We start from the raw sequence: 11,465 nt of genomic DNA, 5'->3' as shown, positions 1-11,465 counted from the left end.
GATTGGTGGTGTCGGGGGTGGGGTGGGGGTGGTTAGCGTCGGGGGCATGGAGCTGGAGCAGGCACGGAAGTTGTGGCAGCCGGAACCGGGCTGGTTGAACACCGCCACCTACGGGCTGCCGCCCGAGCCGGTGTGGGACGCCGTGCAGCGGGTGCTCGCCGACTGGCGGGGCGGACGGGTGTCGTTCGAGGTGTGGGACGAGTCGGTGGACCGGTCCCGGGCCGCGTTCGCCCGGCTGACCGGCGTGGACGCCGCCGACGTGAGCATCGGTTCCGCCGTGTCGCAGCTGGTCGCGCCGATCGCGGCGAGCCTGCCGGAGGGTGCGACTGTGGTGGTGCCCGAGAGCGAGTTCACCTCGATCCTGTTCCCCTGGCTCGTCCAGCAGGAGCGCGGGGTGCGGGTCCGCACCGTGCCGCTGGCCGGCCTGGTCGACGCGATCGACGCCGGCACCGACCTGGTGGCGTTCAGCGTGGTGCAGTCCGCCGACGGCGTCGTGGCCCCGTACGACGAGATCGTCGCGGCGGCCCGCGCGCACGGCGCCGTCGTGGTGGTCGACGCCACGCAGGCGTGCGGGTGGCTGCCGTTCGCCGCGGACCGGGCGGACGCGGTGGTGGTCGGGGCGTACAAGTGGTTGATGGCGCCGCGCGGCGCGGCCTTCGCCTACCTGGCGCCGGAGCTGCGCGAGCGGATTCGCCCGGACGCGGCCGGGTGGTTCGCGGGCAAGGACCCGCACGCCTCCTACTACGGACTGCCGCTGCGCCTGGCCGACGACGCCCGGCGCTTCGACATCTCCCCGTCCTGGCTGTGCTACGTCGGGGCCGCGCCCGCGCTGGAGCTGCTCGCCGACCTCGATCCGGAGGAGGTGCGCGCGTACGACGTGGGGCTGGCCAACCGGTTCCTGACCGGGCTGGGCCGCCCGCCCGGCGACAGCGCGATCGTCTCCGTGGACGTGCCGGACGCGCAGGAACGGCTGGCCCGCGCCGGGGTGCGCGCGGCGGTCCGGGCGGGCCGGGTCCGCGCCTCGTTCCACCTGTACACGACCGAGGAGGACGTGGACCGGGCGGTCGAGGCGCTGACCGGCTGACGGCTCACCCCGGCGACCGCCCAGGCCACTCAGGCCGCCCAGGCCACTCAGGCCGCTCAGGCCAGGTGCCCGCCGATCTTCGTGTAGCCGCGTAGCAGGTCCCGGGAGATGATCAGCCGCTGCATCTCGTCGGTGCCCTCGAAGATCCGGTACAGCCGGACCTGCCGGTACCAGCGTTCGATCGGCAGCTCGCGGGTGTAGCCCATGCCGCCGTGGATCTGCAGCGCGCGGTCCACCACCCGGTTGACCATGCCGGCGCCGTAGAGCTTGCCCATCGAGGAGGCGTGCCGGGGGTCGAGGCCCTGGTCGACCGTCCAGGCCGAGCGCAGGATCAGCCAGCGGGCCGCCTCCAGTTCGGTCTCCGAGTCGGCGATCATCCACTGGATGGCCTGGTTGGTGGCGATCGGCGCGCCGAACGTCTCCCGCGTGTTGGCGTGGTCGATCGCCATCTGGAGGACTCGTTCGGCGATGCCGACGGCGTGCGACGGGATGGTGTAGCGACCCTTGCCGATCCACTCCATGCCGAGCGTGAAGCCCTGCCCGATCTCGCCGAGGATGTTGCGGTGCGGCACCCGTACGCCGTCGAAGATCAGCGAGGCCGGGCCGCCCTCGCCCATGGTCTGGATGAACTCCGAGCGCCAGCCCATCGCGCGGTCCACCAGGAAGGCGGTGGCGCCGCCGCGGCGGGCGCCCTTCTCCGGGTCGGTCACCGCGACCACGATGGCGAAGTCGGCGTCGTTGCCGTTGGTGATGAACGTCTTCTCGCCGTCGAGGATCCAGTCGTCGCCGTCGCGGCGGGCGCGCAGCTTGATGTTCGCCGCGTCGGAGCCCGCGCCGGGCTCGGTGATGGCGAAGCAGGAGATCCGTTCCCCCTCGATGGTGGGGATGAGGAACTCGCGCTTCTGCTCCTCGGTGGCGTGGAACAGGATGTTGTCGGCTTCGCCGCCGAAGCGGAACGGCACGAAGGTACGGCCCAGCTCGGTCCAGATCAGCGACTGCATGACCGCCGGCAGCGCCATGCCGCCGTACTCCTCCGGGGTGGCCAGCCCCCAGAAGCCGAACTTCTTCGCCTTGAGCTGCAGTTCGCGCAGCTCGGAGCGGTCGAGGCCGGGCTGGTGGGCGCGCTCGCGGCGCAGCACCTCCGCCTCCAGCGGCATCACCTCGCGGGTGACGAACGTGCGAACGGTGTCCCGGATCGCGCGTTCCTCGTCGGACAGTGCGAAGTCCACGGTTCCCCCTCAGGTCGACTGGCTATAAACTAGCGCTGGAAGTTTTCCCGCGTCCAGACCCGATGTCGAAAGGAGGATGATGATCAGGTGCCCCGACCCCGACAGGCCCTGCTCACCCGCGACCGGATCGTCGAGACCGCGCTGGCGCTGATCGACGCCGACGGGCTGGACGCGCTCTCCACCCGGCGGCTCGCCGCCGCGCTGGGCGTACGCGGCCCCTCGCTCTACAACCACTTCGCCACCAAGGAGGAGATCCTCGACGCGGTGGCCGACGGCGTCGCGGCGACCGTGGACATCGGCGTCTTCGACGAGTACGAGTGGCTCGACGCGCTCGGCCGCTGGGCGCGCTCGTACCGGGCCGCGCTGGCCGCGCACCCGAACATCGTGCCGTACCTGGCGCAGGGGCCGGGCCGCCGTCCGGCCGCGCTCGCCATGGCCGACGCGGTCTACGGCGCGCTGGTCCGGGCCGGCTGGCCGCCCGCGCGGGCCACCCACATCGGCGCCGCGATGCGCTACTTCGTGGCCGGGTCCGCGCTCGGCTCGTTCGCCCGCGGCTTCGTCGAGGACCCCTCGCTCTACGCCGCGCACCCGCACCTCAACCAGGCGCACCGCCTCGCCGGCCACCAGCGCAGCGTGGACGAGGGGGCGTTCGCGCTCGGCCTGGACGCGCTGCTGCACGGCCTCGCCGCCGAGTACGCGGCCACCGTCGCCCCGCTGGAACGGGTCGGCGGTCCGGAGTAGCGTCCAAACTCCCACCGCTAGTTTTCACCGCCGCCCCCGAAGGACGCCATGGATCTCGCCGCCGCCCCGCCCGCCCTGCTGACGCGCCGCCACCTGCACATCTCCGGTGACTGGGCCGACCCGTCGTCGGACGACACCGTCCCGGTGGAGAACCCGGCCACCGCGAGCATCATCGGCGAGGTGCCGGCCGGTACGCCGGCCGACGTGGACCGCGCGGTCGCCGCCGCCCGCGCCGCGTTCCCCGGCTGGGCCGCAACCGCCCCCGAGCAGCGGGCCGCGCACCTGGACCGGCTGCACACCGCGCTCGCCGCGCGCGCCGACGAGATCGCCCGCACCGTGGCCACCGAGCTGGGCACCCCGCTCAAGCTCGCCACCCGCGTCCAGGCCGGGCTGCCGCTCAAAGTGCTGCGGAGCATGGTCGACCTGGCCGCCCGCCCGGCCGCCGAGCACACGGTCGGCAACTCGCTCGTCGTCCGCGAGCCGGTCGGCGTGGTCGGCGCGATCACCCCGTGGAACTACCCGCTGCACCAGGTGGTCGCGAAGGTCGCGCCCGCGCTCGCCGCCGGGTGCACAGTGGTGCTCAAGCCCAGCGAGCTGACGCCGCTCACCGCGTACCTGCTGTTCGACGCGATCACCGACGCCGGCCTGCCGCCCGGCGTGGTGAACCTGGTGCCCGGCACCGGCCCGGTGGTCGGCGAGGCGCTGGCCGTGCACCCCGACGTCGACCTGGTCTCGTTCACCGGCTCCACCGCCACCGGCCGGCGCATCGCCCACCTGGCCGCCGAGCGGATCGCCCGGGTGTCGCTGGAACTCGGCGGCAAGTCCGCGAACATCGTCCTGGCCGACGCCGACCTGCCCACCGCGGTCAAGGTCGGCGTCGGCAACGCGCTGCTCAACTCCGGGCAGACCTGCACCGCCTGGACCCGGATGCTCGTACACCGCGACCGCTACGACGAGGCCCTGGACCTGGTCGCGGCGGCGGTGGCCGGCTACCGGCTCGGCGACCCCTTCGACCCGGCCACCCGGCTGGGCCCGCTCGCCTCCGCCGCGCAGGCCCGGCGGGTACGCGACCACGTGGACCGGGCGCTCGCCGACGGCGCCCGGCTCGTCGCCGGCGGACCGGACGCGCCGCTGCCGCCGCAGGGGCACTTCGTCGCGCCCACCGTCTTCGCCGACGTGCACCCGGACAGCGCGCTCGCCCAGGAGGAGGTGTTCGGCCCGGTGCTCGCGGTGATCCCGTTCGCCGACACCGACGAGGCGGTCGCCATCGCCAACAACTCCCGGTACGGGCTGGCCGGCGCGGTCTGGTCCGCCGACCCCGACGCGGCGCTGGCGGTGGCCCGGCGGATGCGTACCGGTCAGGTGGACGTCAACGGCGGCGCGTTCAACCCGCTCGCCCCGTTCGGCGGCTACAAGCAGTCCGGCCTGGGCCGGGAACTGGGCGCGTACGGCGTGGAGGAGTTCACCGAGCTGAAGGCGATCCAGCGGTGAGGGCGCTGGTGGTACGCGGCCGGGGCGAGACCCCGGCGGTCGAGGAGGTACGCCTGCCCGCGCCCGGCCCGGGCGAGCTGCGGGTACGCATCCGCGCCGCCGGCATCTGCCACTCCGACCTGGCCATGGTGGACGGCACGCTGGCGCCCGCGTACCCGCTGGTGCTGGGCCATGAGGCGACCGGCGTGGTGGCCGAGGCCGGGCCGGACACGACGATCGCGGTCGGCACGCCCGTGGTGCTCAACTGGGCGCCGGCCTGCCGGGACTGCTGGCACTGCCGGCACGGTGAGCCGTGGCTCTGCGCGGCCAATCCCAACCCGTCGACACCCCGGGGTGAGACGGCCGCCGGTGAGCCCCTCGCGGTCACGCTCGGGCTCGGCGCGCTCGCCGAGGAGGTGGTGGTGCCGCAGCGCGCCGCCGTACCGGTGCCGGCCGGGCTGCCGCCGGAGCAGGCCGCGGTGCTGGGCTGCGCGGTGCTCACCGGCGTCGGCGCGGTCCGCAACACCGCGCGGGTCGCGCCCGGCGAGTCGGTAGCGGTGATCGGGCTCGGCGGGGTGGGCCTGGCCGTGCTGACCGCCGCGCGGCGGGCCGGCGCGTCGCCGATCCTCGCCGTCGACGTGGTGGAGGCCAAGCGGGACCTGGCGCTCGCGGCCGGGGCCACCGACTTCCTGCGCTCCGACGACACGCTGGGCAAGCAGATCCGGGCGCGCACCGACGGGCGCGGCGTGGACCACGCCTTCGAGTGCGTCGGCCGGTCCGCCACCATCCGCGCCGCCTGGCGGGCGACGCGGCGCGGGGGAGCGGTCACAGTGGTCGGCATGGGCGGCAAGGACGACATGCTCAGCCTCTCCGCGCTGGACATCTTCCACTCCGCCCGCACGCTGCGCTCCTCGGTGTACGGCTCGACCGACCCGGACCGGGAGGTGCCGGAGCTGGCCGCCGCGCTCGCCGCCGGTGATCTCGACCTCGGCCCGCTGGTGAGCGGCACGGTGCCGCTGGCGGAGGCGCCCGAGGCACTCTCGCGGCTGTCCCGTGGCGAGGGCGCCCGCTGGGTGGTGACCTTCCCGGACTGACCGGCCGATCCGGATCCGCCGTCGGCGCATCCGGATCGGCCGGTGCGAGCGAACCCCTGGGTAGGAGAGCTACCCGGGGGTACGTCCGTTGCTGACCGAGAACATGCCGGCCGGGGCCGCCGAGACGGCCCGCAAACGGCTGACCGCCGCCGCCGAGGACCTGGACGACAACCAGGTCGCCGGGCTGCTGCTCGACCTGGCCGCCGAGGCCGGCGTGGTGCCCGCCTGGGAACAGGTCTGCCTGCCGCTGCTCGGCTCGCTGCGCGGCGACAGCGCCGCCGAGATCGCGATGGAGCACGCCCTCTCCGAGGGGCTGCGGGTCGGGCTGGACGTGTTCGGCCGCGAGCCGACCCGGCCGCTGCCCGCCCAGGGCGTGCTGCTGGCCGGCGCCGAGCACGAGACACACTGCCTCGGGCTGCACGCGCTCGCCGCGGCGCTGCGCGAGCGCGGGCGCGGCGCGCTGCACCTCGGCCCGGCCCTGCCCTGGTCGGCGCTGGCCAGCGCGGCGGCGCGGGTCCGTCCGCGGGTGGTGGTGGTCTGGTCGCAGACCCCGGTGACCGGCCGCGCGTACCGCCTGGTCCGGCTGCGGCGGGACCTGCCGGGGGTACGGGTGCTCGCCGCCGGCCCGGGTTGGATCGAGCCGTTCCCGCCCACCTCGGCCGTGCCGCAGCGCCTCACCACGCTCGGCGAGGCCACGCTGGCCTGCCTGCGTAGCGCCGCCTGACGCCGAGAAGTGACCTGGCACACATTCGATACGAACCGGTTCCGTATCGAAATCCTCGCGCCTACGCTCGTCACCGTTACGAGTCTGACCCGTATCGTATTTCGACGCGGGGGAGCCGGGGGGAGAACCTGCAGTGGAGCCACACGGGAACACCGGACACCCGAGGAGGTGGGCGATCCTCGGGGTGCTGGTGATCAGCCTCCTCGTGGTCGTCCTCGACAACACCATCCTCAACGTCGCGCTGCGCACCCTCGCCGACCCGGTGCACGGCCTCGGCGCCACCCAGGGCGAGCTGGAATGGGCGATCAACTCCTACACGCTCGTCTTCGCCGGGCTGCTGTTCACCTTCGGCGTGCTCGGTGACCGGCTCGGCCGCCGCCGCTTCCTGATCCTGGGCCTGGCGCTGTTCGGGCTGGCCTCGCTGCTGTCCGCGTACGCGCAGGACCCGGCCCAGCTCATCGCGGCCCGCGCGCTCATGGGCGTCGGCGGCGCGGCCATCATGCCGGTGACGCTCTCGATCATCTCCAACGTCTTCGACCCGCGTGAGCGGGCCAAGGCGATCGGCGTCTGGGCCGGCGCGGTCGGCCTCGGCGTGGCGATCGGCCCGGTGCTCGGCGGCGCGCTGCTGGAGCGCTTCTGGTGGGGCTCGGTCTTCCTGATCAACGTGCCGGTGGTGGCGCTCGGCGTGGTGCTGGTCGCGGCCCTGGTGCCGGAGTCCCGCGACCCGAAGCCCGGCCGGGTCGACGTGCCCGGAGTGCTGCTGTCGGTGGTCGGCCTGGTCGCGCTCACGTACGGCATCATCGACGGCGGCGAGCACGGCTTCGACCGGCCGCAGGTGTGGGTAGCGGTGCTGGGCGGTCTCGCGGTGCTCGGCTGGTTCATCGCCCACGAGCTGCGCAGCGACCACCCGTCGCTGGACGTACGGCTGTTCCGGGTGCCCCGCTTCGCCGCCCCGGTGGCGCTGGTCGGGCTGGTCTTCTTCGCCGCCATGGGCGTGATGTTCTTCGGCGCGTTCTACCTGCAGCTGGTCCGCGGCTACAGCCCGCTGGAGAGCGGCCTGCTGTTCCTGCCGTTCGCGGTGGCCCAGCTGATCTTCGCCCCGCGCAGCGCGGCGATGGTCCGCCGCTACGGCGGCCGGTCGGTGGCGGCGGTCGGACTGCTGCTCACCGCCACCGCGCTGGGCGCGTTCGTCTTCATCGACGCGGACACCCCGATCTGGATCTTCTCGGCGCTCGGCTTCCTCCAGGGCGCCGGCATGGCCAACATCATGCCCCCGGCCACCGAGTCGATCATGTCGTCGCTGCCCCGGGAGAAGGCCGGTGTCGGGTCGGCGGTCAGCAACACCGTGCGGCAGGTCGCCGGCGCGCTCGGCGTGGCGGTGCTCGGCTCGGTGCTCTCCGCCGTCTACCGCGACCAGGTCGCCCCGGCGGTGGCCGCCCTGCCCGCGCCGGTACGCGACGCGGCCCGCGAGTCGGTCTCCGGGGCGTACGCGGTCGCCGACCGGCTCGGCCCGGCCGCGCCGCGACTCATCGACGCGGCGAACGACTCCTTCGTCTCGGCCATGCACTGGGCCGCCGGCGTCTCGGCGGTGGTGGCCGCGCTCGGCCTCGTCATCGTGCTGCGCTGGATGCCCGGCCGGCCGGTCGCCGCCGCCGGTGGTGCGACCCCCGCCACGGACCGGGAGCTGGCCGGGGCCGCGTAGGTTCGTGGACAATGTCTGACATGACTTCCACGGCGGATGCTCCGCGGTCGCCCGGACGACCGCGGAGCACCCGCGCGGACGAGGCGATCGTGGACGCCACACTCGACCTGCTGGCCGAGGGCAACAGCGTCGAGTCGCTGAGCATCGAGGCGATCGCGGCCCGCGCCGGAGTCGGCAAGGCCACCATCTACCGCCGCTGGCCGGGTAAGGACGCGCTGCTGCTGGACGCGCTGCGCACGCTCAAGGGGCCCGCGCCCCACTGCGCCGGCCGTTCCGTCCGCGACGACCTGGTGCTGCTCGTCGGCGCCGTCGGCCAGCACGCCGACCCCCGGGCCCGCAAGATCATGCCGTGCCTGGTGCCCGAGGTGAACCGCAGCTCGGCGCACCGGCAGGCGTACGAGGCGATCGTCGAGCCGCGCCGCGAGGCGTTGCGCGAGGTGCTGCGCCGCGCGATCGAGCGCGGCGAACTCCGCGCCGACATCGACATCGAGGTGACCATGGCGCTGCTCACCGCGCCGATGCTCACCCAGCGGATGCTGCACTGGCACGCCGGGGACGAGCGGGTGGTGCCCGAGCGGATCGTGGACACCGTCCTGGACGGCCTGCGCGTCCGCTGAGACCGGGTCGCAGTGCCCGGCCGCTCAGCGAGTGGGCGTGCGCAGCCGGTGCAGGCGCAGCGCGAGCTGCACCTCCAGCGCCCGATCCGGGCGCTGCCAGTCCGCGCCGAGCAGCTGCCCGACCCGTTCCAGCCGCTGGGTGACCGTGTTCACGTGCACGTGCAGCTGCTCGGCGGCCCGGGCCAGGCTGCCGCCCACCCCGAAGTACGCCTCCAGCGTCTTCACCAGCGCCGTGCCCCGCCGGGCGTCGTAGTCCACCACCGGACCCACTGTCGCGGTGAGGAATCCGGCCACGTCCCGGTCCCCGGCGTCGCCCACCGCGCCCAGCAGCAGCCCGACGAAGCCCAGCTCGGCGGTGCTCGCCCCCTGCCCGGCCCGCCCCAGCGCGCCCAGCGCGGACAGGCAGCGCTCCGCCTCGGCGAACGTGACTGCGAGCGACGCCGGCCCGGTCGAGGGGCCGCTCGCCCCCGCCGTCACCGGCCGCCCGGTCACCCGCGACAGGTCCCGGGCCACCGCCCGGGCCGCGCCGCCCGCGTCCCGGCCCGGCAGCATCAGCACCACCCGCCCGTCGCGCGCCGCGGCCAGGCCGCCCCGGGTCGAGGCGTACGTGGTGGCCCAGGACAGCACCCGCTGCCGGGCCGAGCCGGTCTCGGCGAACGCGTCGTCGCCGACCGCCACCAGCACGTGCGGCGCGTCCAGGTCCACCCCGATGCGGCGGGCCCGCGCCCGCAGCGCGTCCGCGTCGCGCAGCGGCCGGGCGATCAGGTCGTCCAGCAGCTCGCCGCGCACGCGCCCCTCCGCCTCGGCCACCGTGCGGCGGAACAGCAGCAGCAACGCGGTCACCAGCGCGGCCCGCTCCAGGATGCGCTGGTCGGCGTCGACCAGCTCGTCGTCCGGGCGCAGCACCAGCGCGCCCAGGTTCTCCGCGCCGGCGACCACCGCGGCGTACCAGAGCGGACCCCGGCGCACGCTGCGCCCCTCGGTACGCGACGCGGCGACCGCCTCCACGATGTCCGCCCGGTCCGGCTCCTCGATCTCGCCGACCCGGGCCAGCCGCCGGCCCTCGGCATCAAGCGCCAGCAGCGCGCCGCCGAGAACCTCGGTGACCGCCGCGGCCACGTCCTCCATCCCGCCGCCGCGCACCACCAGCGCGGTCATCCGGTCGTGCGCGGCGGCGGCACGCTCCACCGAGCTGCTGTGCGCCCGGATCGTGCTGTTCGCCGCCGACAGCTCGGCCAGCGCCGCCCGCGTCTCGGCCAGCAGCCGCGCGGTGTCGATCGCCACCGCCGCGTGCGCCGCCAGCGACACCAGCAGCGACACCTCCTCGCGGGCGAACGGCCGGGCCGAGCGGTTCGCCGCGTACAGCACGCCGATCACGCTGGAGCCCAGCCGCAGCGGCACGCCCAGGATGGCCACCAGGCCCTCCTCGCCCACCCCGCCGTCGATCTCCCCGGTGTGCCGGAACCGCTCGTCCTCCTGGTAGTTCGAGGTGACGTACGGCGTGCCGGTCTGCGCGACCAGGCCGCCCAGGCCGTCGCCCAGCTCCAGCCGCAGCCGCTGGAACCGGGCCGAGATCGAGCCGTCGGTCACCCGCATGTACGTGTCGCCGCGCTCCTCGTCGTTGAGCGTCATGTACGCCACGTCGGTGCCGAGCAGGATCCGCGCCCGGTGCACGATCGCGTGCAGCACGTCGTCCAGGTCGCGCAGCCCGGCCAGGTCGCTCGCGGTGTCGTACAGGCCGGACAGCTCGGTCTCCCGGCGCCGCCGCCGGGCCAGCAGCGCCCGTACCCGCAGCGCCACCACCTTCGCCTGCTCCAGCTCGGCCAGCCGGTCGGCGGGCAGCCCGGCGGCGCGCGCGGCCACCAGCGGACCCTCGAACTCGACCGCGGCGGCCTCGCGCGCCAGCAACTCCAGGAACTCGACCGGCGACGACATGACCGACATTGTGCGTGGCGCCACTAGTTCGCCGTCCAGCCCCCGTCGAGGGCGATCGAGGCGCCGGTGAGGAACGCGGCCGGCGGGGAGCACAGGTACGCCAGCAGCTCGGCCACCTCCTCCGGCTCGATCAGCCGCTTGATCGCCGCCCGGGCCAGCATGATCTTCTCGACCACCTCGTCCTCGCCGATGCCGTGCGTGGCCGCCTGGTCGGCGATCTGGCTCTCCACCAGCGCGGTCCGCACGTACGCCGGGTTGATGCAGTTGGCGGTGACGCCGTGCGCGGCGCCCTCCAGCGCGACCACCTTGGACAGGCCCTCCAGCGCGTGCTTGGCCGAGACGTACGCGGCCTTGAACGGCGAGGCGCGCAGCCCGTGCACCGAGGAGATGTTGACGATCCGGCCCCAGCCGTTCGCGTACATCCGGGGCAGCGCCCGGCGCACCAGCAGGAACGGCGCCTCGACCATCACCCGCTGGATGTACTCGAAGCGCTCGACCGGGAAGTCCTGCACCGGCGAGACGTGCTGCAGGCCGGCGTTGTTGACCACGATGTCGGCGTCGACGTCGAGGCGGTCCACCGCCGCCGGGTCGGCGAGGTCGATCCCGACCGCCCGGCCACCGGCCTCGGCGGCCACCGCCCCGGCCGCCGCCTCGTCGCGGTCCAGCACCACCACTGTCGCGCCGGCCGCCGCCAGGCGCAGGGCGCAGGCGCGTCCGATGCCGCTGCCGCCGCCGGTGACCAGCGCGGTACGGCCGGTCAGGTCGACGTGTACGACGTGGGGGACCACCACGGGTTCTGCCGTCATGGCGCATGAACGTACGAGCCGGGTGCCCCCTGGCACATGGGGCGGCGACACATACTCCACCGC

Annotated in this window: 10 protein-coding genes; 7 read left to right on the top strand and 3 right to left on the bottom strand. The window is 74.6% G+C overall.

Translation table 11 applies throughout. The annotated features are described in order from the left end of the window. Positions 1–46 precede the first annotated feature (46 nt). Positions 47–1,084 carry an aminotransferase class V-fold PLP-dependent enzyme gene (locus KBX43_RS28825; RefSeq protein WP_069087659.1) on the top strand — a complete coding sequence of 346 codons (1,038 nt, stop codon included), beginning with the start codon at positions 47–49 and terminating at the stop codon, positions 1,082–1,084. Positions 1,085–1,140: 56 nt separating this feature from the next. Here the strand turns inward: KBX43_RS28825 and KBX43_RS28820 are convergent, their stop codons facing one another. Then, positions 1,141–2,313 (bottom strand): acyl-CoA dehydrogenase family protein, encoded by a 1,173-nt coding sequence (locus tag KBX43_RS28820; RefSeq protein ID WP_043324984.1) that lies wholly within the window; start codon positions 2,311–2,313, stop codon positions 1,141–1,143. Between the two features lie 87 nt (positions 2,314–2,400). Between KBX43_RS28820 and KBX43_RS28815 the strand changes: the two genes are divergently transcribed. The 6 genes from KBX43_RS28815 to KBX43_RS28790 all read left to right on the top strand — a co-directional run bounded on the left by KBX43_RS28815 (position 2,401) and on the right by KBX43_RS28790 (position 8,661). Further along, positions 2,401–3,054 carry a TetR/AcrR family transcriptional regulator gene (locus tag KBX43_RS28815; protein WP_043324983.1) on the top strand — a complete coding sequence of 218 codons (654 nt, stop codon included), beginning with the start codon at positions 2,401–2,403 and terminating at the stop codon, positions 3,052–3,054. 48 nt (positions 3,055–3,102) lie between these two features. Beyond that, a complete protein-coding gene (locus tag KBX43_RS28810) occupies positions 3,103–4,545 on the top strand; it encodes an aldehyde dehydrogenase family protein (RefSeq protein ID WP_043324982.1) in 1,443 nt (480 codons plus the stop codon). Further along, complete coding sequence (locus KBX43_RS28805) at positions 4,542–5,618, top strand: alcohol dehydrogenase catalytic domain-containing protein (protein WP_231915646.1); 1,077 nt, start codon at positions 4,542–4,544, stop codon at positions 5,616–5,618. The genes KBX43_RS28810 and KBX43_RS28805 overlap by 4 nt, the downstream gene beginning before the upstream one ends. Before the next feature lie 88 nt (positions 5,619–5,706). Then, positions 5,707–6,342: a transcriptional regulator gene (locus KBX43_RS28800; RefSeq protein ID WP_223201133.1), complete on the top strand. Its 636-nt coding sequence runs from the start codon at positions 5,707–5,709 to the stop codon at positions 6,340–6,342. Positions 6,343–6,475: 133 nt separating this feature from the next. Continuing rightward, on the top strand, positions 6,476–8,044 hold the full coding sequence (locus tag KBX43_RS28795) for an MFS transporter (RefSeq protein WP_043324981.1): 1,569 nt from the start codon (positions 6,476–6,478) through the stop codon (positions 8,042–8,044). Positions 8,045–8,055: 11 nt separating this feature from the next. Then, a complete protein-coding gene (locus KBX43_RS28790; protein WP_030502541.1) occupies positions 8,056–8,661 on the top strand; it encodes a TetR/AcrR family transcriptional regulator in 606 nt (201 codons plus the stop codon). A 24-nt stretch (positions 8,662–8,685) separates the two neighbouring features. Here the strand turns inward: KBX43_RS28790 and KBX43_RS28785 are convergent, their stop codons facing one another. Next, on the bottom strand, positions 8,686–10,605 hold the full coding sequence (locus KBX43_RS28785) for a helix-turn-helix domain-containing protein (RefSeq protein ID WP_209964175.1): 1,920 nt from the start codon (positions 10,603–10,605) through the stop codon (positions 8,686–8,688). 14 nt (positions 10,606–10,619) lie between these two features. Next, positions 10,620–11,402 (bottom strand): 3-hydroxybutyrate dehydrogenase, encoded by a 783-nt coding sequence (locus KBX43_RS28780; protein WP_030502539.1) that lies wholly within the window; start codon positions 11,400–11,402, stop codon positions 10,620–10,622. Positions 11,403–11,465: the final 63 nt, after the last annotated feature.

Source organism: Micromonospora sp. C41 (assembly GCF_018070485.1).
GTDB classification, from domain to species: Bacteria; Actinomycetota; Actinomycetes; order Mycobacteriales; family Micromonosporaceae; genus Micromonospora; species Micromonospora chalcea.
Note: the sequence above shows the minus strand (reverse complement) of the source record. Positions and strands in the feature narration are given on the sequence as shown.